The following is a 21439-nucleotide window of genomic DNA, read 5'->3' as shown; positions in this document are numbered from 1 at the left end:
GGGGAAACCCGGACTCGGCCCGCGTGCACGTCGACCATCTCCAACTCACCGACTTCCGGAACTACCGGGAGGCGGACGTCGACCTCGCACGCGGGCCGAACCTGTTCGTCGGGCGGAACGGACAGGGCAAGACCAACCTGGTCGAGGCGATCGGGTACCTGTCGACGCTCGGGTCCCACCGGGTCCCGACGGATGCCGCGCTCGTCCGCCAGGGTTGCGACGCCGCGATCGTCCGGGCCCGCCTGGCGCACGAGGACCGCAGCATCCTCGCCGAGGTGCAGATCAACCGCACCGGGGCGAACCGTGCGCAGGTGAACCGGTCCGCGATCAAGCCCCGTGAACTCCCGCGCTACTGCACCTCCGTCCTCTTCGCTCCCGAGGACCTCGCCCTGGTCCGTGGCGAACCGGCCGGTCGCCGACGCATGCTCGACGAACTGCTCGGCCAGATCGCACCGCGGATGCAAGGGGTGCTGGCCGACTACGACCGCACGCTCCGCCAGCGGAACACCCTGCTCAAGTCGGCCCGTGTCACCGGCGCCAAGGCCAACGCGCTGTCGACGCTCGACGTCTGGGACGACCGCCTCGTCGGACTCGGTGCCGAGATCGTCGCCGCGCGCGACCACCTGACGCGCCGGCTCGCACCGTTCGTCGCCGAGGCGTACGCCACCGTCGCGGGCGAGGACCACGATGCCTCGATCGCCGGTGTGCTTTCGATCCGTGGCGGTGACCCGGAGGCCGCCGCCGCGACGGACCCGGTCCTCGGCACCCCCGACGAGCCGGTGAGCGTGACCGCTGCAGCCGAGGCGTTCGCGGCTGCCCTCGAGCGGCGTCGTCGCGACGAGCTCGACCGCGGGTTGACCCTGGTCGGGCCGCACCGGGACGACGTCCTGTTCCAGCTCAACGGGTTACCTGCCCGCGGGTACGCCAGTCACGGAGAGTCCTGGTCCTTCGCGCTCGCGATCCAGCTGGCGAGCGCGTCGATCCTGCGGGCGGAGTCGAACCTCGGTGACCCGATCATCATCCTCGACGACGTGTTCGCCGAACTCGACGAATCCCGGCGCGAACGCCTCGGGAACGCCGTGGCCGACTACGAGCAGGTCCTCATCACGGCCGCGGTGTTCGGCGACGTCCCCTCCCAGCTGGCCGCGCACACGGTGCGGATCGAGGCGGGCACGATCGTGACCGACGCGACCCCGCCGGAAGCCGACGCCTGATGCCCCGCCCGTGGAAGCCGACCGAGCCGTCGCGCCTGTACCGGCACCTCCGCGCCGTCTTCGGTGACCCCTCGAAGCGCGGGGTCGACGCCCGCCGCCGTCGATCCCGGGAGTTCGACGCCGACACCGTCCCGTACGGCCGCGGCCGTGAACCCCGAGGGCTCGGCGACGTGGTCGGATCCCTGGCCAACGAGCTCGGGTGGACCGAACCCCTGGCCCGCTCGGAGCTGTTCGTGGACTGGCCGAGTGTCGTCGGTGAGGAACTCGCGAAGCACTCCACGCCGGTCACCATCGACGACGGTGCGCTGGTCATCCGGTGTGACTCGACGGCCTGGGCGACCCAGCTCCGTCTCATGCGTGCCAGCGTCACGACGACCATCGCCGAGCGGCACCCGGAAGCCGGGGTGGAGTCGATCCGGGTTTCGGGGCCGGACGTCCCCACCTGGAAACGCGGCCCCAGGACGGTCCAGGGGCGCGGTCCTCGCGACACCTACGGTTGAGTCGACGAAATCATCCTGTGGTGCCAAAAAAGCCCGCCTGTGGGCCGGATGAGCCATCGAAAGAGGGGCCTCTGCGGTAGACTGGGAGGTGCAGTGCGCGGGCGTTCCGCGCGCAGGCAGGAGCACGCTCGACATGGCATCAGAATCTGAAGACGACCCGCAGAACCCGCTCGACGCGGAGACCCCGCAGAGCGAACCGTCCTACGGAGCAGACCAGATTCAGGTGCTCGAGGGGCTCGAGGCGGTCCGCAAGCGTCCCGGTATGTACATCGGTTCGACGGGGCCCCGCGGTCTGCACCACCTGGTCCAGGAGATCGTCGACAACTCCGTCGACGAAGCCCTCGCCGGGTACTGCGACACCATCGACGTCACCATCCGTGAAGACGGCGGTGTCCGCGTGGTCGACAACGGCCGTGGTATCCCGGTCGGCATCCACGCGGCCGAGGGCGTCTCGACCGTCCAGGTCGTCCTGACCGTCCTGCACGCCGGCGGCAAGTTCGGCGGCGGCGCGTACGCGGTGTCCGGTGGTCTGCACGGTGTCGGTTCCTCCGTCGTGAACGCGCTGAGCTCCGAGCTCGACGTCGAGGTCCGACAGCAGGGCCACGTCTGGCGCCAGAGCTACACCGACGGCGTCCCGGTCGCACCGCTCACCAAGGACGAACCGTCCGACGAGCACGGCACCACGATCACCTTCTGGCCGAACGCCGAGATCTTCGAGACCGTCGTCTTCGACTACGAGACCCTGCGCACCCGGTTCCAGCAGATGGCCTTCCTCAACAAGGGGCTGCGGATCAACCTGCGCGACGAGCGCACCCCGGAAGAAGGGGAAGAGGCGCGGAACGACTCCTTCATGTACGAGCGCGGTCTCGCCGACTACGTCGAGTACATCAACGCGCAGAAGAAGGCCGACCTCGTCCACCCGGACGTCATCGGCTTCGAGTCCGAGGACACCGAGCGCAAGATCGCGCTCGAGGTCGCGATGCAGTGGAACACCTCGTACCAGGAGAGCGTCCACACCTTCGCGAACACGATCAACACGCACGAGGGCGGCACCCACGAAGAGGGCTTCCGCGCGGCGCTGACGTACCTGGTGAACAAGTACGCGCGCGAGACGAAGATCATCAAGGAGAAGGACGACAACCTGACGGGTGACGACATCCGTGAAGGGTTGACGGCCGTCATCTCCGTGAAGCTCGGCGAACCGCAGTTCGAGGGCCAGACGAAGACGAAGCTCGGCAACACCGAGGCGAAGGGCTTCGTGCAGCGCGTCGTCGGCGCCGAGCTCACGCACTGGTTCGAGAGCAACCCGACCCAGGCCCGCGACGTCGTCCGCAAGGCGATCCAGGCGTCGCAGGCTCGACTCGCCGCCCGCAAGGCCCGCGAGACCACGCGTCGCAAGGGGCTGCTCGAGTCGGGTGGCATGCCCGGCAAGCTGAAGGACTGCCAGTCGAAGGACCCGACCCTGTCGGAGATCTTCATGGTCGAGGGCGACTCCGCCGGCGGTTCCGCCGTGCAGGGCCGCAACCCGATGACCCAGGCGATCCTGCCCCTGCGCGGCAAGATCCTGAACGTCGAGAAGGCGCGGCTCGACCGCGCGCTCGCCAACCAGGAGATCCAGTCGATGATCACGGCGTTCGGCGCCGGCATCGGTGAGGACTTCGACCCGGACAAGGCCCGGTACCACAAGATCGTGCTGATGGCCGATGCCGACGTCGACGGCCAGCACATCACCACGCTGCTGCTGACCCTGCTGTTCCGCTACATGCGGCCGCTCATCGAGCGCGGTTACGTGTACCTCGCGCAGCCGCCGCTGTACCGCCTCAAGTGGTCGAACGCCGCACACGAGTACGTGTTCAGCGACCGGGAGCGCGACGCCCTGATGCAGTCGGGCATCGCCGCCGGCAAGCGGATCCCGAAGGACAACGGCATCCAGCGCTACAAGGGCCTCGGCGAGATGGACTACAAGGAGCTCTGGGACACCACGATGAACCCGGACACCCGCACGCTCCTGCAGGTCACGCTCGAGGACGCCGCCGCGGTGGACAGCACCTTCTCGACGCTGATGGGTGAAGACGTCGACGCACGTCGCCAGTTCATCCAGCAGAACGCCAAGGACGTCCGCTTCTTGGACATCTGAACAGACTCGACATCTCGACCCTGGCCTGGAGGCGCGGTGCCAGCCGCGTGCTCTGGTCCGGACCACTTGTGGTCGCGTCCACCGCGACGAACGTCACCACGGCCTCCCGGCCGTCAGAAAGGTAACGCAAGCCAATGGCTGACGACAACGAGAACGCCCCCGACGAGCAGCCCGAGATCGTCCACGGCGACAGCGGGGACATCGTCGTCTCCGGTGACCGCATCTCGCAGGTCGACCTGCAGCTCGAGATGCAGCGTTCCTACCTCGACTACGCGATGTCGGTCATCGTCGGCCGCGCGCTGCCCGAGGTCCGCGACGGCCTGAAGCCGGTGCACCGCCGCGTGATCTACGCGATGTTCGACGGCGGCTACCGTCCGGACCGCGCGTTCTCGAAGTGCTCCCGCGTCGTCGGCGACGTCATGGGGCAGTTCCACCCGCACGGCGACTCCGCGATCTACGACGCGCTGGTCCGTCTGGTGCAGCCGTGGTCGCTGCGTTACCCGCTCGCACTCGGCCAGGGCAACTTCGGCTCGCCGGGCAACGACGGCGCAGCAGCCCCGCGGTACACCGAGACCAAGATGGCGCCGCTCGCCATGGAGATGGTCCGGGACATCGACGAGGACACCGTCGACTTCCAGGACAACTACGACGGTCGGACCCAGGAGCCCGCGATCCTGCCGGCACGGTTCCCGAACCTGCTCGTCAACGGCTCGGTCGGCATCGCGGTCGGCATGGCGACGAACATCCCGCCGCACAACCTGCGCGAGGTGGCCGAGGGCGCGAAGTGGGCCCTCGACAACCCCGAGGCGACGCGCGAAGAGCTCCTCGCCGCGCTCATGCAGCGCATCAAGGGGCCGGACTTCCCGACCGGTGCGCAGATCCTCGGCACCAAGGGCATCCAGGACGCCTACCTCACCGGTCGTGGTTCGATCACGATGCGCGCCGTCGTCAACGTCGAGGAGATCCAGGGTCGGACCTGCCTCGTCGTCACCGAGCTGCCGTACCAGGTCAACCCGGACAACCTCGCGATCAAGATCGCCGACCTGGTCAAGGACGGCAAGCTCGCCGGCGTCGCGGACATCCGCGACGAGACCTCGGGTCGCACCGGCCAGCGCCTGGTGATCGTGCTCAAGCGCGACGCCGTCGCCAAGGTCGTGCTGAACAACCTGTACAAGCACACGCAGCTGCAGGAGAACTTCGGCGCGAACATGCTCGCGATCGTCGACGGAGTCCCGCGGACCCTGCCGCTCGACGGGTTCATCTCGGCGTGGGTCGCGCACCAGGTCGACGTCATCGTCCGCCGCACCCAGTTCCGCCTGCGCGAGGCCGAGAAGCGCGCGCACATCCTGCGCGGTTACCTCGCAGCGCTCGACGCCCTCGACGAGGTCATCGCGCTCATCCGTCGGTCGCCCGACGTCGAAGAGGCCCGCTCCGGCCTGATGGACCTGCTGTCCGTCGACGAGATCCAGGCGCGCGCGATCCTCGAGCTCCAGCTCCGTCGACTGGCCGCCCTCGAGCGCCAGAAGATCCACGACGAGGCCGAAGAACTCGAGCGCAAGATCGCCGACTTCCAGGACATCCTGGCGTCGGAGACCCGGCAGCGCACGATCATCCGCGACGAGCTCGAGGAGATCGTCGACCGCTTCGGCGACGACCGCCGCACCGAGATCATGCTCGGCTACGACGGCGACATGTCGATGGAAGACCTCATCCCCGAAGAGGAGATGGTCGTCACCATCACCCGCGGTGGGTACGTCAAGCGCACGCGCAGCGACCAGTACCGCTCGCAGCACCGCGGTGGCCGGGGTGTCCGTGGCGCCCAGCTCCGCGCGGACGACATCGTCGAGCACTTCTTCGTCACGACGACGCACCACTGGCTGCTGTTCCTCACCGACCAGGGCCGGGTCTACCGCGCCAAGGCGTACGAGCTGCAGGAAGCCGGCCGCGACGCCAAGGGCCAGCACGTGGCGAACCTGCTCGCGATGCAGCCGGACGAGCAGATCCAGCAGGTGCTCGACATCCGTGACTACGAGGTCGCGCAGTACCTCGTCCTCGCGACCGAGCACGGGCTGGTGAAGAAGACCGCGCTCACCGAGTACGACACCAACCGCACCGGTGGCATCATCGCGATCAACCTGCGCGACGGCGACAAGCTCCGCCAGGCGCTGCTCGTCGACGAGCACGACGACCTGCTGCTCGTCTCACGACAGGGCATGTCGCTCCGCTTCACCGCGACGAACGACACCCTGCGGCCGATGGGTCGGTCGACCTCCGGCGTGAAGGGCATGTCCTTCCGCGACGGCGACTCGCTCCTGGCCGCACGCGTGGTGGCGGACGACGGTTTCGTCTGGGTGATGACCGAGGGCGGGTACGCCAAGCGCACCGCCGTCGACCAGTACCGCATCCAGGGACGCGGTGGTCTCGGCATCAAGGTGGCGAAGTTGGCGACCGACCGAGGCGACCTTGTGGGTGCTCTCATCGTCGGTGAGGACGACGAAGTGCTCGTCGTGCTGCAATCGGGCAAGGTGGTAAGGTCTGCCGTGGCCGAGGTCCCTGCCAAGGGTCGCGACACCATGGGTGTCGTCTTCGCCAGGTTCGCGGCGAACGACAAGATCATCGCAGTGGCCCAGAACACCGAGCGGAACCTGGTCGACCAGGACGACGCCGAGATCGAGCCAGCGGGCCCGGTGGAGACGGTCAGCCCTTCCGAAGCGGCCCCGGACTCCACTGATCCCATCGACACCGAGCCCGTCGCGGACGAGGCCGGAGAGGACCAGTCAAGCAATGAGTAGTGTCGCCGAGAAGCTCCAGAAGAAGGCGAAGCGACCCGTCGGCACCCGCCAAGTGCGGCTGCGGTTGGTCTACGTCGACTTCTGGTCGATGGTGAAGCTCAGCTTCCTCATCGCCCTGGCCGGCAGCATCGTGATCGTGGTCGCCACGGCGCTGGTGTGGGTCATCCTCAACCAGACGGGCGTGTTCACGCAGGTGGACGCCTTGTTGAAGGACGTCACCGGTCAGAACAGTTACTCGATCATGGACCAGTTCTCACTGGGTCAGGTACTCGGGTTCTCCATCGTCGTGGGCATCCTCAACGTGGTCGTCGGCACCGTGCTCGGCGCCATCGTGAGCGTCCTCTACAACCTCAGTGTTCGCATCACCGGCGGCTTGCTCGTCGGCTTCACGAACAACTGACACACCCGGGCCGGGTGAGCCGACCGCTCGATTTCGTTCTGCGAGATCCGTGGGGTAGGCTTTCATCCGGTCTGAGGGGCTATAGCTCAGGCGGTTAGAGCGCTTCGCTGATAACGAAGAGGTCCAAGGTTCAAGTCCTTGTAGCCCCACCAGTTCTTCGGAACACACGACAATTCCATCCCGTCGCCGATCACCTCGGTGGCACCCGGGGCCTTAGCTCAGTTGGTAGAGCGCCTGCTTTGCAAGCAGGATGTCGGGAGTTCGATTCTCCCAGGCTCCACTCGCGAAAGCCCCTGGTTGACGACTTCGTCGTCTGCCCAGGGGCATTCTGTGCTCATCCGCGCCGCCGCCCCTGCGGCGCGTCGTCGTGCGTGCTCGGGTCGGGCGCGTGCCGGTGCGCCGAGGTTCCGAAATCTCGGCATCTCGGGCGCGGCTGGGGACGGCCGTGGAACCTCGGCGGCTGGCGTGCGGCATGTCGTGGAACCTCGGCCTCGGCGTCAGCCGGCCAGCCAGTCAGTGGGCGCCTGGTCGCAGCCAGCACCCGGGAACGACGAAGGGCCCCGGCGGAGTGCCGGGGCCCTTCGTACGAACCGTGGAGGTCAGGCGGCAGGCTTCTCCGCCGTGTCAGCGTCGTCGGCAACCCACAGGTCGTCGTCGGCGCGGAGCGTCTGGTACGCGGCGTACGCGGCACCAGCAACGGCGACGACGCCGACGATGATGAGTGCGACACCACCGAAGCCGATGCCCTTCTTCTGCTGAGACGGCACGTACTTCACAGCAGCCTTCTTGGCCTTCTTGCCCTTCTTCTGGGCGTTCTTCACGATCTTCTTGACCCGGGGGTCCTTCGCGAGGTCGGTGACGCTCAGCACGGAGCCAGCGGTCGACACCAGTCCGGGGATGACCTCGGACTGGAACTTGTGCGAAGCGTTCTGTGCTGCGGACGTCGCAGCGTGGACCCCGGTCGCGACCGCGGGACGGATCCCGTTGTCGATCGCGTTCTGCACACGAGGGGCGATGTCCTTGCGGGCTGCGTCGGCTGCGTTCGACCGGGCTTCCGCCAGGATCGCGTTCGCGTGCTCGAGGACCTTGCGCTGCTCTCCGAGGAGCGAGGCGGTCTGGCCCTTGAGCTTCTTGATCTGCTTCCGACGCTTGCGCGGGATCTCGATCGTCGTCATCTGGTACCTCCATCGGATCGGCGTGACCCCATCCTGCCACCAGAGTCCCTGACAGGTCACGGAGCCTCACCTGTGGGTCCGGTCCGTACGCAGCCGGTACATGCGAGAATCGGAACATGTCTCTGCACACCGCTGTCGCAACGATCCACACCAACAAGGGCGACATCCGCGTCAACCTGTTCGGCAACCACGCACCGAAGACCGTCAAGAACTTCGTCGACCTCGCCACGGGCAAGCAGGAGTGGACCCACCCGGGTACGGGCAAGGTCTCCACCGACAAGCTCTACGACGGCGTCGTCTTCCACCGCATCATCAAGGACTTCATGATCCAGGGCGGTGACCCGCTCGGCCAGGGCATCGGCGGTCCGGGCTACCGCTTCGACGACGAGATCTCCCCCGAGCTCACGTTCCAGAACCCCTACATCTTCGCCATGGCCAACGCCGGCATCCAGGGCGGCCGTGGCACCAACGGCTCGCAGTTCTTCATCACCACGGTGGCGACGCCGTGGCTGCAGGGCAAGCACACCATCTTCGGTGAGGTCGCCGACGACGAGTCGCGTGCCGTGGTCGACGCCATCGAGGGTGTTCCCACCGACGGCCGTGACAAGCCCGTCGAGGACGTGGTCATCCAGAGCATCGACGTCGAAGGCGTCTGATCCTCACGTGACCGACCAGGCGTACAACCCGAACAACACCTGCTACCGGCATCCGGACCGGCAGAGCTTCGTGCTCTGCCAGCGCTGTGGGCGGACGATCTGCCCGGAGTGCCAGACGCCGGCGGCAGTCGGGGTGCACTGCCCGGAGTGCGTGCGTGAACAGCGCGCACAGTTCGCAGCGAACCGTCGCGCGTCCGGAGCCCCCAGTGGGCTGACGGTCGCGCGACGGCGCTTCGCGATGCTCGACCAGAAGGCGACGGTCGTCATCGTGGCGATCACGGTCGCCATCTGGCTGCTGGACCAGGTCAGTGGTGGCTTCTTCACCAGTCTGCTCGCCTACAACTCGCTGCTGCTGCCCACGCAACCGTGGCGAGTCGTGACCGTGCTCTTCGTCCACTCGGGCATCCTCCACATCGTGTTCAACATGTGGGCACTGTGGATCTTCGGCCGGATGCTCGAGAACATGCTCGGTGCCTGGCGATTCGTCGCGCTGTACTTCATCACGGGGATCTTCGGTTCGATGCTCGTCACGTTCCTCGCTCCCGGTACCTGGGTGGTCGGGGCGTCCGGTGCGATCTTCGGTCTCTTCGCGGCGTTCTTCGTGCTGCAGCGGAGCCTCGGGCAGAACGCAGTGCAGCTCCTCGTGATCATGGGCCTCAACCTGGTCGTCGGGTTCCTCCCGGGGACGAACATCTCGTGGCAGGCGCACGTCGGTGGCATCATCGGCGGCTTCCTGGTGGGTTTCGTGTTCGCCAAGACCCGGAACATCCGGCAGCGGCCGCTGCAGATCGGCCTGCTCGTCGCCACCGCGTTGGTGGGCATCGTCCTCACCGCTGTCGGGTACGCGGTCACCATCGGCTGACCCGATCCGGACACACGTCCACCGAACGCCCCGTCGCATCGGCGGCGGGGCGTTCGTCGTTCCGAGACATCCCTGCGCCCATCCCGTCGAGCGGTCAGTCTCCCGCGGAAGCGACAGTCTGCCGCCGACCTTTCGGCGACGTCTGACGCTTTCGCAGACAGGACGGCGCAGCCAGCCGCACGTTCGTGGCTTCCGCGACCGAACGGCGGACGGGAGGCACGGTGCCAGGCCGCCACGGGCCTCCAGTCCGCCGTCCACAAGGCGTCCGCAGAGTTATCCACAGGTGTGGAGAAACCGGTGAGTTACACGCGTGTGATTATCCCCATTGTGGACTCAGCTGTGGATAACTCCGGGGTCGGGGTGTGGATGACGATGTGGAGAGTGTGGAGAAGTGTGGAGAACCGTCCGGATCCTCGATGATCTGGGGATCAGCCGCAGCAGGTCCTGTGGAGAACGACAACGCCCGCCGCACCAGATGGTGCGACGGGCGTCGGAGTGTCTCGAGGCTGCGGATCAGCGCCAGCGGGTGGTCATGAGGAAGCCGATGAACATGATGCCGAAGCCGACCAGGATGTTCCACGAGCCGAGGCTCGGCACCGGCAGGGTCGCGTTCGAGATGTAGAAGACGATCACCCAGACGAGGCCGATGAGCATGAAGCCGAACATGACCGGCTTGAACCACACCGGGTTCGGGGCGTCCCCCGCGGTGTCGACCGAGTCGGCTCGGGTCCTCCGGGCGGGCTTGGTGCGGTCCTTGTCACTGGCCATGGCCGGTATCCTACCGTGACCACGTGTGTGGATCGGCCCGCAGACCGCTGCACACATCCCCCACGAGTACGGTGAACCGCCATGACCAGGATCCTCGTCGTCGACAACTACGACAGCTTCGTCTACACGCTGAACGGGTACGTCCAGCAGCTCGGAGCCGAGACAGACGTGGTGCGCAACGACGCCTTCCCCGAGTCGGAGATCGCGGACCGCATCGCCGACTACGACGGCATCCTGCTGTCGCCCGGCCCAGGCACCCCGGCCGACGCCGGCGTCTCGATCCCCACGGTGCACGCGGCGATCGCGTCCGGCACCCCCCTGCTCGGGGTCTGCCTCGGCCACCAGGCGATCGCAGAAGCCCTCGGCGCCACGGTCACGCACGCCGACGAACTCATGCACGGCAAGACCTCGCAGGTCGACCACGACGACAGCACGCTCTTCGCGGGCGTTCCGCACCCGTTCACGGCGACGCGGTACCACTCCCTCGCGATCGTCGACGGCACGGTGCCCGGCGAGCTCACCGTCACGGCCCGGACCGGCGGCGGCGTCATCATGGGCGTCCAGCACCGCGACCACCCGCTGTACGGGGTGCAGTTCCACCCCGAGTCGGTCCTGACCGAGGGTGGCTACCGCATGGTCGGCAACTGGCTCGAGACCACCGGTCTCTCCGGGGCCGCCGAGCGCGCCGACGGGCTCGGCCCGCTCATCGCGACGCACCGCAGCTGACTCGTCAGAGCGCACTCGACGGCGTCGCGCCTCGACGCGCATGGAGCAGTGGACGCGACGACCTGACGGGCCCGCGGACGCGTGGCGGGGGTGCGCCGGGCCTCCTGGCCGTCAGCGTGCCGACGGGAGGCCCGTCACCGGTCCGTCAGGCCACACGAGTGTGCGTGTGGTCGGCGCGACGGCCGCGGTGGCGTCGTTCCTGATCGGGACGGTCAGCGACCGTCGCCGTTGTCGCCGCCGGTGTCCCCGTTGTCTCCACCGGTGTCCCCGTTGTCGCCCTTGTCGTTCCCGTTGTCGGACGACGGGGCGTGGGTCGGCTGGCTCGACGCGGCGCAGTAGGTCAGGGCGACGGCACTGCCCTGGGCGACATCGCCCTGCGGGGTGTCCTGCTGTGTCACGAGGCCACCCGTGCACGAGTACGACGGCGACGGCGTGACGGTGAGGCCGAGCTGCTCGAGCGACGCCTTCGCCTCGGAGAACTGCTGGTTGGTGACGTTCGGCAGCTGCACCTTGCCGTTGGACACCGTGAGGTTGATCACGATGCCCTTGGTGTGGAGCGAACCGGACTCGGGGTCGGAACTCATCACGGTGCCCTCTGGCACGTCGGACGAGTAGTCGGAACTGATCGCGCCGACGCGGAAGCCGGCATCGTCCAGTGCCTGCTGAGCCGCTGCCTGGGACTGCCCGTTGAGCTCGGGGACCGGGACCCGCTCGGGGCCGAGGGAGACGACCACGTTGACGCTGGACTTCCGGCCCACGTTGATGCCGGAGCCCGGGTCGGTGCGGATGACCGTGCCCTTGTCGACCGAGTCGGAGTTCTCCTCGACCTTGACGGCCGTCAGGTCCTTCTTCTCGAGGGCGGTGGACGCGGCACTGAAGGTCGACCCGGTGACGTTCGGCACGCTCACGGACGACGACACCGGTGGCTTGCCCGGCTGCAGGTTCGCGACGAAGAACACGACCCCGACGATGACCGCGACCGTCAGCAGGATGCCGACCCAGATCCACGCCACCGGCGGACGGTTCTGCGTGCGCTGCGGGCGGTGCTCAGCAGTGTCGTCGTCGAGCTCGCGGAACGCCGCGGCGGGGTTCGACGTGGTGCGCGGGTCGACCCCGAACAGCACCGTCGAAGCGTCGTTCGCCGCGTTCTGCTGGATCTTCTTGGTGGATGCCGGAACTCGGCCCGCAGCGGCCTGCTGCAGGTCCGAGCGGAACTCGGCGGCGTTCTGGAAGCGGCGCGTGCGGTCCTTGACCAGGGCGTGCAGGGTCACGGCGTCGAGTGCCGGGGACACCTCTGGTGTGATCGACGACGGGGCGACGGGCTGCTCGCTGACGTGCTGGTAGGCCACCGCCACCGGGGTGTCACCGAGGAAGGGCGCACGGCCGGTGAGCAGCTCGAACAGCACGACACCGGTGGAGTAGATGTCCGTGCGGGCGTCGACGGTCTCGCCACGGGCCTGCTCCGGCGAGAAGTACGACGCAGTGCCGAGGATCGACGTGGTCTGCGCGACCGTGGCGGAGGTGTCGGTGATGGCTCGGGCGATGCCGAAGTCCATGACCTTGACCTGGCCGCTGTGCGTGACCATGACGTTGGCGGGCTTGATGTCGCGGTGCACGACGCCGGCGCGGTGGGAGTACTCGAGCGCGGTGAGGATGCCCTCGGTGATGCGGACGGCCTCGGCCGGAGCGACGGCGCCCTCGGCGATGATGTCGGAGAGCGGGCGGCCCTCGACGTACTCCATCACGATGAAGGGGACCTGCACCTCGGCGCCCGAGGTCTCGGTCACGGTCTCTTCGCCGGCGTCGTACACGCGGACGACCGTGGGGTGCGCCATACGTGCGGCGGCCTGGGCTTCCTGCCGGAACCGGGTGCGGAACGCCGGGTCGTTGGCCAGGCTCGGCTTCAGGAGCTTCACCGCGACCTTGCGACCGAGACGGGTGTCGTTGCCGAGGTGCACGGTTGCCATGCCGCCTCGGCCGATGACATCACCGATCTCGTAACGGTTGGCGAGGAGGGTGATCCCCGCGGTCACACCTTCTGGCACGTACTCCTCCGTCTGTCCGTCCGGGCTAGTGTACGGCAGCACCACCTGGTGAGACGCTGGTCAGGGAGGGGTCGACCGAACCGTTACCGAACGGTGTCGACAGTCCCCGTCCGGGGGTCGTTCAGTTGCCGTCCATCGGGGCGTCGGTCGGGTCGATGCCGTCGTTCGGGTCGGTCGTGGGCTCCTCGGTGGGCTCGGTCCAGGTGACCTGCGCCCCGGGCGACGAGTCGGAGACGACCGCGGTGCCGGACTGCGGCGACTTGCACGTCACCTTGTACGACAGGGTCACCGTGCCGGACTGCGCCGCCGCGACGGTGACCGCCGTGCCGGAGGTCGAGCCCGAGCTGCTGCCGTTCGACGGGACCGTACCGTTGTCGATCGTGTACGTGTAGCTCACGTCGGAGTACCCGGCGGGGCACTTGTCGTAGGACGGCCAGCTGAACGTGACGCGGCCGGAGTCGCTCACGGACCCACCGGTGGCACGCTCGGGCGCCTCGGCGGTCAGCACGTCGCCGAACGCCTTGATCGTCACCGTCGTGCCCTGCTCGAGGCTGCCCTCGGGGCTGAGCGACTCGACGGTGCCGACCTGGTCGGAGGACGTCGCGTTCGAACCGGCGACGACCTCGGCGACCAGGCCCCGACCGCGGAGCTGGTTCGCGACCTGCTCGGCGTTCTGGCCCGTGTAGTCGGCTGCCGACACCGTCACGCGGGTGTCGACCGGCGTCTGGGACGGGGTCTCGGACGGTGTCGTGGTCGGACGCGGGGTCCTCGACGCGGAGTTCGAGGGGGTCGGGTCCGGGTCGGCCGCACCGTTCAGCGCGAACGCTCCGACGACACCGGCGATGGCGAGCACCACGACGGTGCCGACGACCCACCAGATCCAGGCGCGCTTCTTCTTCGGTTCCTCGGGCTCGTCCGTCGCCGGGGAGCGCGGTCCGACGGGTCCACCGGCACCGCCGGCGGCCGCACCGGACTGGGTGCCGAGCAGCGCGGTGGCAGCGTCGTTGCCCTGACCCTGCGGCGGGTTGAACGCGACGGTGCCGCCCTGTGCGATGGCGGGGACGGCGACGGTGGCCGCCGCGACGTCACCACGGCGGAGCGCCTGTGCGGCGCGCGCCAGGTTGGCGGCGGTGGCGGGACGATCGGCGGGCTTCTTCGCGATGCACGAGATCACGAGGGCGGCGACGGGCTCGGGGATGTCCCCGGGCAACGCCGGCGGCTGCTCGTTGATGTGCGCCATCGCGATCGCGACCTGCGACTCGCCCGTGAAGGGACGACGACCCGCCAGGGCTTCGTACGCGACGATGCCGAGCGAGTAGATGTCGGTCGACGGCGACGCCGGGTGCCCGCTCGCCTGCTCGGGCGAGAGGTACTGCACGGTGCCCATGACCTGGCCGGTCGCGGTGAGCGGGACCTGGTCGGCGATGCGTGCGATGCCGAAGTCGGTGATCTTGACGCGGCCGTCCGGCGTGATGAGCAGGTTGCCGGGCTTGATGTCGCGGTGCACGAGACCGACCGCGTGCGCGGCCTGCAGGGCGTTCGCGGTCTGCGCGACGATGTCCAGGACCTTGTCGACCGGCAGCGTGTGCTCGCGCTCGATCATGGTCGAGAGCGCTTCGCCGGGGACGAGCTCCATCACGAGGTAGGCGCTGCCGTCCTCTTCGCCGTAGTCGAAGACGTTGGCGATGCCCTCGTGGTTGACGAGCGCAGCGTGCCGGGCCTCGGCGCGGAAGCGCTCGAGGAACCCGGGGTCGCCGAGGTACTCGTCCTTGAGGATCTTGAGTGCGACGGTTCGGCCGATGACGAGGTCGGTGGCCTGCCACACCTCTCCCATGCCGCCGATGGCGACCCGGGACGAGAGCTGGTACCGCCCACCGAAGGTGAGTCCGCTGGTGGGTCTCATTTGTTCAGCACCGCCTCCATGACTTTCTTCGCGACCGGGGCCGCGACTGTGTTGCCGACTCCCGACTGGCCGAGCCCGCCGCCGTCTCCGACGACGACCGCCACGGCGACCTCCGGGTCCTTCGCGGGCGCGAACCCGGTGAACCAGAGGGTGTAGGGATCGCCTGTTCCGCCCTCGGCCGTGCCCGTCTTCCCTGCGACGTCGACACCGTCGATCTTGGCATTCGTTCCGGTCCCGGCGTTCACGACGCTCTGCATGGCCTCGGTGAGGTCAGCGGACTCGGAGGAGGACAGCGGATCACTGTACTGCCTCGGGGAGAAGGACTCGACCGTCTTCAGGTCGCTCGTGGTGATCGAGTCGACGAGCGAGGGCTGCATGACCTTGCCGCCGTTCGCGATGCCGGCCGACACCATGGCCATCTGCAGCGGGGACACCCGGACGCTCGCCTGGCCGAACGCGCTGAGCATGAGCTGCGCGGTGGAGTCGACCTCGGGGTACTGGCTGGCGGTCGCGGACATCGGGACCTCGATGGCGTCACCGAAGCCGTACTTGTCGGCCATGCTCTTGATCGCGTCGTACCCGAGCTTCTGTCCGAGCTCGGCGAACGGGATGTTGCACGAGTATTGGATGGCCGTGCGGAGCTTGACCTTGTCGCCGCCCCCGCACGTGCCACCCTCGGCGTTGTTGATGTACGAGCTCGTGCCGGGGAGCTGCAGGCGCGACGGGTTCGGGAACGTCGAGTCGAGGTTGTACTTGCCGCCCTCGAGCGCCGCCGATGCCACGACGAGCTTGAAGACGGATCCGGGCGTGTACAGGTCGCCGCCGATGGCGCGGTTCTGCAGCGGGGACGACGAGGCGCCGAGCAGGGCGTCGTACTGCTCCTTGACCTTCGCGGTGTCGTGCGAGGTGAGGGTGTTCGGGTCGTAGCTCGGCTTCGAGACCATCGCGAGGATCTTGCCGGTCTTCGGCTGGATGGCCACGACGGCGCCGCTGTTCGTGCCGAGGGCGTCGTACGCGGCCTGCTGCACGGCGGGGTCGATCGTCAGGTTGACGTTGTCGCCCTGGACGTCCTGGCCGGTGAGGATCGAGTTGAGGTTCTGGAAGAACGAGGCGTCGGAGTTGCCGGAGAGCACGGTGTTCTCCGCGCTCTCGATGCCGGTGTTGCCCTGGCCGATGGTGAAGTACCCGGTGACCGCCGAGTACAGGTCGCCGTTCGTGTACTTGCGCTGGTACTCGTACTGGTCGTCCACGGGGGTCGACTCGGCGATCGGGCTGCCGTCGACGAGGATCGCGCCACGCTTGGTCGAGTAACTGTCCAAGATGGTGCGCGAGTTGCGGGAGTCGGCGCGGAGTGTGTCCGCCGAGAAGAACTGGATCGAGGTCGTCGACACGAAGAGTGCGACGAACATGAGCACGATGACGGTCGAGACACCGCGGAGCTGTCGGTTCATCGACGACGCTCCTTCCTGGTCGCGCGCGCGGACCGCCCGCTCGCGGCGGGGATCGCGCCCTGCTGGACGCGTTGTTCGGCTGGGATGGAATCGGTGAGTCGCAGCAGCATCGCGGCGATGATCCAGTTGGCGATGAGCGAGGAACCACCCGCGGCCATGAACGGCGTGGTCAGGCCGGTCACCGGGATCACGCGGGTGATGCCACCGACGACGACGAACACCTGCAGGGCGATCACGAAGCCGAAGCCGACGCCGAGCAGCTTGCCGAAGTCGTCCTGCGCCATGAACCCGACGCGGATGCCGCGCGAGGCCAGCACGATGAAGAGCGCCAGGATCGCGAAGACACCGATCAGGCCGAGCTCCTCGCCGAGCGAGGCGATGATGTAGTCCGCGTTGGCGACCGGCGTGATGTACGGGCGCCCCTGGCCGAGGCCGGTGCCCGTGATGCCGCCGTTCGCGAAGCCGAACAGTCCCTGCACGAGCTGGTAGCTCGCCTGGGTGTCGCGGCTGAAGACCTCTTGGTTGAACGGGTCGAGCCACTGCTCGAAGCGGCCGTGCACGTACTCGAGGACGCTCTGCGCGACGAGGGCGCCGCCGACGAACAGCACGAGGCCGATGGCCACCCAGCTGATGCGCGCGGTCGCGACGTAGATCATCACGAGGAACAGGCCGAAGTACAGCAGCGCCGTGCCGAGGTCGCGCTGGAAGACGAGGACCGCCATCGCGGCGCCCCACATCACCAGGATCGGGCCGAGGTCGCGGGCACGCGGGAACGTCATGCCGAGGAATCTCTTGCCGACGATCGACAGCGAGTCGCGCGCGGTGACGAGGTACCCGGCGAAGAAGAGCGCCATGGTGATCTTCGCGAGTTCGCCCGGCTGGAACGAGAACGGTCCGACGCGAATCCAGACCCGTGCTCCGCCGGGTGCGTAGCCGATGCCGGGGAGCATCGGCAGCAGCAGCAGCGCGATCGTCAGGAACATGAAGATGTAGCGGTAGCGCTGCAGGAACCGGTGGTTCCGGACGACCAGCAGCGTGATGATCGCCAGGACCATCGCGAGCATCGTCCAGACGATCTGCTTCACACCGATGGCGTCCCAGCCGGTCAGGCCGTTGTGGACGTCGATGCGGTAGATCTCCGCGATGCCGATGCCGTTCAGCACGAGGGCGATCGGCAGGACGAACGGGTCGGCGTTCTTGGCGACGACCCGCAGCACGACGTGCATCACGAGCCCGAGCCCGAGGATGCCCCCGCCGACCCACAGCACCGAGGTGTCGAACAGTCGCCCCTTGGTGCCGAGCTGCACGAGCACCATCGCGCCGGCGCAGATGCCGCAGGCGATGACGAGCAGCACGAGCTCGAGGTTCCGAGCACGGGCGGGTTCACGGAGCTTGATCGTGATCGCCTGCGTGAACGACTGGGCGGTGGCGTTGCTCATCGCGAGCCCCGGGTCGGGGACGGGGAGGGCGTCGACGACCGGGTCGGTGACGGCGAGGGTGACGAGGTGGATCCGCCGTCACCGCCGGTACCGGCTTGGTCCTGCCCGGTCTCGGCGGCCTTGCGCAGTCGGTCGACGATGTCCCGCGCGTCGTCGAGCGACTGCGCGTTGATCGTCGAGCGGACGTTCTCGCGGGTGTAGTCCGGCAGCATCGACACGGTGATGTCGGTGTCCTCGTAGACGTCCGACAGCGCCAGTGGTCCGATCGACTGCTGGACGCCCTTGTAGATCGCGACGGTGCCGCGGTCGGTGCCGACGTAGTAGTGGTCCTGGGTGATCCGCCAGCCGAGGAACACGGCCCCGACCAGGGCAGCGACCGCCACCACGAGCGCGACCGTCCACGAGACCCGGCGTCGGATGCGGCGTCGGCGGTCCTCGGCGATGAGTTCCGCGAAGAACTGGTCGGACTCGGGCTCGAAGTGCGAGTCCTCCGGGGCGGTGGTGACCTTGAGCGGGTGCAGCAGGATCGTGGGGAGGCGGATCGGCTTGCGACCGGTCGAGGCCTCGAAGGTCAGGGGAGCGGCCGCGGACCCGACGGTGGTGGCCGCGTCGTCGTCGTCGTCGACCTCGTCCGCGGTGACGTCCATGACGACGACGGTGACGTTGTCGGGGGCGCCGTGGTCGAGGGTCTCCTTGACCAGGCGCTGCGTGACCTGGTTGGCGTCCATGTTCGACGCCAGGGCGTGCCGGATGCGCTCTTCGGCCAGGTACGACGACAGGCCGTCGGAGCACAGCAGCCAGCGGTCGCCCGGCTGGATGTCCATGATCGCGGTGTCGACCTCGGGTGCCGCATCCACGTCGCCGAGCACCCGCATGAGCACCGAGCGACGGGGGTGGACCGCGGCTTCCTCCGGGGTGATCCGGCCGCTGTCGACCAGGCGCTGCACGAAGGTGTGGTCCGACGTGATCTGCTGCAGCTCGCCGTCGCGGTGGCGGTAGATGCGCGAGTCACCGATGTGCGCGATCGCGATCTGCTCACCGACCCGGATCATCGCGGACACCGTGGTGCCCATGCCGGTCAGTTCCTGGTGCTCGAAGACCGTCTCGGTGATGAGCTGGTTCGCGGCGATCAGGGCCGACTGCAGCGCGAACTCGGCGTCGTGGGCCGAGGGGAACTCGCGGTCCACCTCCCTGATGCGCCGGATCGCGATGGCCGAGGCGACGTCGCCTCCGGCGTGCCCACCCATGCCGTCCGCGACCGCGAACAGGTGCGCCCCGGCGTAGCCGGAGTCCTGGTTGTTCGCGCGGATGCGGCCCACGTGGGACACAGCGGCGCTCAACGTGCGAGCGGTCATGCCGGGTTACCGCCGCAGCTCGAACGTCGTCGTCCCGATCGTGATCGGCGTGCGCTCCGCGACGATCAGGGGAGCGCTCACCTTCTGACCGTTGACGAAGGTGCCGTTCGTGGACTCGAGGTCGGTGAGGAGCCAGCCGTCGGCGCGCAGGTCGAGCCGGGCGTGGTTGGTCGAGGTGTAGTCGTCGCGGATCACGACGTTGGACTCGCTGGAGCGGCCGATCGTGATCGGCCCGCCGCCGAGTGGCATCTCCATGCCCTCACGCGCGCCTTCGGTGATCACGAGGCGCACCGCTGCCGGCGAGGGCGACTGCGTCGCCGCCGTGGGTTGCCCGATGAGGTCGGTGAACGCACCACCCGAGGCCGCTGCCGGCGCCGCCGCTGCGGGGATCGTCGGGGTCGTCGGGCCGGAGGGAGCCGACTTGGAATCCGTGGGGATCGTGCGCACGCGCTGGCCGAAGAGATCACTGCGCAGGGCGAAGACGATCACGAAGACGAACAGCCAGAGCACCGCGAGGAACGCGAAGCGCAGGACGAGCAGGGTCAGGCCTGTGGTCATCGAGCACCTCCGTCGTTCTCCGGGATCACCCGGAACACCATACGGGTACGACCGATCTCGATGGTGGAGTCCGGCTCCACGATCGCCTGTTGGAAGTGCTGTCCGTTCAGCTTCGAGCCGTTCGTCGAGCCCAGATCCGTGGCCTGGGCGTGCTTGCCGTCCCACAGGACCTCGACGTGCTTCCGGCTCGTCCCGGTGTCCGCGATGGTGATGTCGGCGTCGCTGCCACGGCCGATCACGGTGCGTCCGCGCTGCAGGCGGTGGCGCTGCGAGCCGATGTCGATCACGGCGATCCAGGCGACGTCGCGCTGCACCGTGGTGGAGTCGATCTGCAGGATGCCGGTCGACAGGGTGCCGTCCTGCTGCAGCCGGATGGTGACCGGTCCGGAGAACGAGTAGTTCTGCGCGACGGCGTGCTGGTGGGCCATCTGCGTGAGTTCGTCGATGAGCGGACGACCGACGTCGTTCATGCGCGTGAAGTCCGGCGGTGCGAGGCGCACGGTGAACTCGTTCGGCACGAGGATGCGCTCTCGCGACACCACGGCGGCCTTCGTGTCGAGCTCACGGCGCAGGGCGCTGGAGATCTCGACCGGCTGCACACCGGAGCGGAAGGTCTTCGCGAACGCGCCGTTCACGGCGCGCTCCAGCCCTCGCTCGAAGTTGTCCAGCAGGCCCATGTGTCTCCAGAGTCGTCGGTCGTCAACCACTGCATGGTAGTGGTTGGCGCAGGGGGCAGTCTGTGCGTGGTAGTGTTTTGGGGCTGGCGCGAGTGGCGGAATTGGTAGACGCGCACGGTTCAGGTCCGTGTGCTGGAAACGGCGTGGGGGTTCAAGTCCCCCCTCGCGCACCAGGCGAAACAGCGAAAGGCCCCGGAGGAATCCGGGGCCTCTCGTGTTCTTCCAGGACGTACCGGAGCGGCCGTCGCCGGTGGGCGGATCAGGCCCGATCGCCGTCCGTCGCGTGGTCGGGATCCGGCCAGGAGGCGCGGCTCGACCCCGACACGCCGGGTCCGGAGACCCCGTGGTCGGTTCTTCCCGCATCGCTCGGTGCGAAGAACGGGCGCGCGCTGGGCAGGAAGAGGAGGACCGCGGCGACGACCGACAGCGCGATCGTCAGGAGTCCGAGTTCGCCGCTCGTGAGGCTGAGCACCGCACGGGCCGCGGCGATGACGACCAGCGCGATGCGTGCCACCCGCGAACCGGCGGCCGTGCGGACGACCGCCCACCCGACGAGTCCCCAGACCACGATGGCGACGAGCACCGTCAGGACCGTGCCGATGGCGTTGCCGCCCGTTCCCGCCACGAACTGCAGGACGGTCGCCACCAGGCAGACCGCGACCCAGACGAGCCAGAGCACGAACGACACGGTGACGACCTGCGGTCGGTCCGGGCGACGGGTGAACGGTGTCCTGGTCATGGCTGCACGGTACCGGGCGGGCAGGTCGTGCGAGCAGCCGCC

The 21439-nt window shown here is 68.2% G+C and carries 18 protein-coding genes and 3 tRNA genes; 11 read left to right on the top strand and 10 right to left on the bottom strand.

Translation table 11 applies throughout. The annotated features are described in order from the left end of the window. Nucleotides 1-23 precede the first annotated feature (23 nt). The 7 genes from recF (at nt 24) to EDF23_RS04520 (ending at nt 7323) form a co-directional block, all read left to right on the top strand. Nucleotides 24-1214, top strand: a complete 1191-nt coding sequence (gene recF / locus EDF23_RS04550; RefSeq protein ID WP_131920796.1) for a DNA replication/repair protein RecF — start codon at nt 24-26, stop codon at nt 1212-1214. Beyond that, nucleotides 1214-1714, top strand: coding sequence for a DciA family protein (locus EDF23_RS04545; RefSeq protein WP_111083686.1), 501 nt, complete (start codon nt 1214-1216; stop codon nt 1712-1714). Before recF ends, EDF23_RS04545 begins: the two co-directional genes overlap by 1 nt. Nucleotides 1715-1847: 133 nt before the next feature. Then, nucleotides 1848-3851 carry a DNA topoisomerase (ATP-hydrolyzing) subunit B gene (gene gyrB, locus EDF23_RS04540; protein ID WP_123292937.1) on the top strand — a complete coding sequence of 668 codons (2004 nt, stop codon included), beginning with the start codon at nt 1848-1850 and terminating at the stop codon, nt 3849-3851. A gap of 134 nt (nt 3852-3985) precedes the next feature. Continuing rightward, on the top strand, nt 3986-6643 hold the full coding sequence (gyrA, locus tag EDF23_RS04535) for a DNA gyrase subunit A (RefSeq protein ID WP_216834274.1): 2658 nt from the start codon (nt 3986-3988) through the stop codon (nt 6641-6643). Then, nucleotides 6636-7043 (top strand): DUF3566 domain-containing protein, encoded by a 408-nt coding sequence (locus EDF23_RS04530; RefSeq protein ID WP_027466922.1) that lies wholly within the window; start codon nt 6636-6638, stop codon nt 7041-7043. Before gyrA ends, EDF23_RS04530 begins: the two co-directional genes overlap by 8 nt. Nucleotides 7044-7118: 75 nt before the next feature. Then, nucleotides 7119-7195, top strand: a tRNA-Ile gene (locus tag EDF23_RS04525). Between the two features lie 55 nt (nt 7196-7250). Then, nucleotides 7251-7323, top strand: a tRNA-Ala gene (locus tag EDF23_RS04520). 319 nt (nt 7324-7642) lie between these two features. Here the strand turns inward: EDF23_RS04520 and EDF23_RS04515 are convergent. Then, a complete protein-coding gene (locus EDF23_RS04515; protein ID WP_111083687.1) occupies nt 7643-8218 on the bottom strand; it encodes a hypothetical protein in 576 nt (191 codons plus the stop codon). A gap of 116 nt (nt 8219-8334) precedes the next feature. Here EDF23_RS04515 and EDF23_RS04510 point away from each other — a divergent pair, with 116 nt between their 5' ends. After that, on the top strand, nt 8335-8874 hold the full coding sequence (locus EDF23_RS04510; protein WP_111083688.1) for a peptidylprolyl isomerase: 540 nt from the start codon (nt 8335-8337) through the stop codon (nt 8872-8874). A gap of 7 nt (nt 8875-8881) precedes the next feature. Beyond that, nucleotides 8882-9736: a rhomboid family intramembrane serine protease gene (locus tag EDF23_RS04505; protein ID WP_123292936.1), complete on the top strand. Its 855-nt coding sequence runs from the start codon at nt 8882-8884 to the stop codon at nt 9734-9736. A 513-nt stretch (nt 9737-10249) separates the two neighbouring features. Here EDF23_RS04505 and EDF23_RS04500 read toward each other — a convergent pair. Continuing rightward, entirely contained in the window at nt 10250-10504 is a 255-nt protein-coding gene (locus EDF23_RS04500) for a cell division protein CrgA (protein ID WP_123292935.1), read from the bottom strand. A gap of 81 nt (nt 10505-10585) precedes the next feature. Between EDF23_RS04500 and EDF23_RS04495 the strand changes: the two genes are divergently transcribed. Then, the gene (locus tag EDF23_RS04495) at nt 10586-11230 is read left to right on the top strand and encodes a gamma-glutamyl-gamma-aminobutyrate hydrolase family protein (RefSeq protein ID WP_131920794.1); all 645 of its coding nucleotides are present in this window, start codon (nt 10586-10588) and stop codon (nt 11228-11230) included. 212 nt (nt 11231-11442) lie between these two features. Here EDF23_RS04495 and pknB read toward each other — a convergent pair whose 3' ends face one another. From pknB to EDF23_RS04460, 7 genes are all read right to left on the bottom strand, one after another. Then, nucleotides 11443-13263 (bottom strand): Stk1 family PASTA domain-containing Ser/Thr kinase, encoded by a 1821-nt coding sequence (gene pknB / locus EDF23_RS04490; protein ID WP_131845192.1) that lies wholly within the window; start codon nt 13261-13263, stop codon nt 11443-11445. Between the two features lie 133 nt (nt 13264-13396). Continuing rightward, nucleotides 13397-15178, bottom strand: a complete 1782-nt coding sequence (locus tag EDF23_RS04485; RefSeq protein ID WP_131920792.1) for a protein kinase — start codon at nt 15176-15178, stop codon at nt 13397-13399. Beyond that, a complete protein-coding gene (locus tag EDF23_RS04480; protein WP_111083694.1) occupies nt 15175-16629 on the bottom strand; it encodes a penicillin-binding protein 2 in 1455 nt (484 codons plus the stop codon). The genes EDF23_RS04485 and EDF23_RS04480 overlap by 4 nt, the downstream gene beginning before the upstream one ends. Next, a complete protein-coding gene (locus EDF23_RS04475; RefSeq protein ID WP_123292931.1) occupies nt 16626-18068 on the bottom strand; it encodes an FtsW/RodA/SpoVE family cell cycle protein in 1443 nt (480 codons plus the stop codon). The genes EDF23_RS04480 and EDF23_RS04475 overlap by 4 nt, the downstream gene beginning before the upstream one ends. Then, nucleotides 18065-19423 (bottom strand): Stp1/IreP family PP2C-type Ser/Thr phosphatase, encoded by a 1359-nt coding sequence (locus tag EDF23_RS04470; protein ID WP_111083696.1) that lies wholly within the window; start codon nt 19421-19423, stop codon nt 18065-18067. Before EDF23_RS04470 ends, EDF23_RS04475 begins: the two co-directional genes overlap by 4 nt. 6 nt (nt 19424-19429) lie before the next feature. Beyond that, nucleotides 19430-19981: an FHA domain-containing protein gene (locus EDF23_RS04465; protein ID WP_111083697.1), complete on the bottom strand. Its 552-nt coding sequence runs from the start codon at nt 19979-19981 to the stop codon at nt 19430-19432. Next, nucleotides 19978-20658, bottom strand: a complete 681-nt coding sequence (locus EDF23_RS04460; RefSeq protein WP_131920790.1) for a DUF3662 and FHA domain-containing protein — start codon at nt 20656-20658, stop codon at nt 19978-19980. Before EDF23_RS04460 ends, EDF23_RS04465 begins: the two co-directional genes overlap by 4 nt. Nucleotides 20659-20744: 86 nt before the next feature. Here EDF23_RS04460 and EDF23_RS04455 point away from each other — a divergent pair. Further along, nucleotides 20745-20831 (top strand) — tRNA-Leu (locus tag EDF23_RS04455). An 86-nt stretch (nt 20832-20917) separates the two neighbouring features. On the opposite strand, the gene EDF23_RS04450 is transcribed toward EDF23_RS04455, so the two are convergent. Continuing rightward, nucleotides 20918-21397 (bottom strand): hypothetical protein, encoded by a 480-nt coding sequence (locus EDF23_RS04450; protein ID WP_131920788.1) that lies wholly within the window; start codon nt 21395-21397, stop codon nt 20918-20920. Between the last annotated feature and the right edge of the window lie 42 nt (nt 21398-21439).

The organism is Curtobacterium sp. PhB128 (assembly GCF_004340725.1).
GTDB lineage: Bacteria > Actinomycetota > Actinomycetes > Actinomycetales > Microbacteriaceae > Curtobacterium.
This window is presented reverse-complemented; position numbering and strand designations above follow the sequence as displayed.

What these genes read in the sequence shown, in the direction of transcription:
- EDF23_RS04545 (WP_111083686.1), top strand. Translation starts at nt 1,214, where the DNA reads ATGCCCCGCCCGTGGAAGCCGACCGAGCCGTCGCGCCTGTACCGGCAC.
- gyrB (WP_123292937.1), top strand. Translation starts at nt 1,848, where the DNA reads ATGGCATCAGAATCTGAAGACGACCCGCAGAACCCGCTCGACGCGGAG.
- gyrA (WP_216834274.1), top strand. Translation starts at nt 3,986, where the DNA reads ATGGCTGACGACAACGAGAACGCCCCCGACGAGCAGCCCGAGATCGTC.
- EDF23_RS04530 (WP_027466922.1), top strand. Translation starts at nt 6,636, where the DNA reads ATGAGTAGTGTCGCCGAGAAGCTCCAGAAGAAGGCGAAGCGACCCGTC.
- EDF23_RS04515 (WP_111083687.1), bottom strand. Translation starts at nt 8,218, where the DNA reads ATGACGACGATCGAGATCCCGCGCAAGCGTCGGAAGCAGATCAAGAAG.
- EDF23_RS04510 (WP_111083688.1), top strand. Translation starts at nt 8,335, where the DNA reads ATGTCTCTGCACACCGCTGTCGCAACGATCCACACCAACAAGGGCGAC.
- EDF23_RS04500 (WP_123292935.1), bottom strand. Translation starts at nt 10,504, where the DNA reads ATGGCCAGTGACAAGGACCGCACCAAGCCCGCCCGGAGGACCCGAGCC.
- EDF23_RS04495 (WP_131920794.1), top strand. Translation starts at nt 10,586, where the DNA reads ATGACCAGGATCCTCGTCGTCGACAACTACGACAGCTTCGTCTACACG.
- EDF23_RS04485 (WP_131920792.1), bottom strand. Translation starts at nt 15,178, where the DNA reads ATGAGACCCACCAGCGGACTCACCTTCGGTGGGCGGTACCAGCTCTCG.
- EDF23_RS04480 (WP_111083694.1), bottom strand. Translation starts at nt 16,629, where the DNA reads ATGAACCGACAGCTCCGCGGTGTCTCGACCGTCATCGTGCTCATGTTC.
- EDF23_RS04475 (WP_123292931.1), bottom strand. Translation starts at nt 18,068, where the DNA reads ATGAGCAACGCCACCGCCCAGTCGTTCACGCAGGCGATCACGATCAAG.
- EDF23_RS04470 (WP_111083696.1), bottom strand. Translation starts at nt 19,423, where the DNA reads ATGACCGCTCGCACGTTGAGCGCCGCTGTGTCCCACGTGGGCCGCATC.
- EDF23_RS04465 (WP_111083697.1), bottom strand. Translation starts at nt 19,981, where the DNA reads ATGACCACAGGCCTGACCCTGCTCGTCCTGCGCTTCGCGTTCCTCGCG.
- EDF23_RS04460 (WP_131920790.1), bottom strand. Translation starts at nt 20,658, where the DNA reads ATGGGCCTGCTGGACAACTTCGAGCGAGGGCTGGAGCGCGCCGTGAAC.
- EDF23_RS04450 (WP_131920788.1), bottom strand. Translation starts at nt 21,397, where the DNA reads ATGACCAGGACACCGTTCACCCGTCGCCCGGACCGACCGCAGGTCGTC.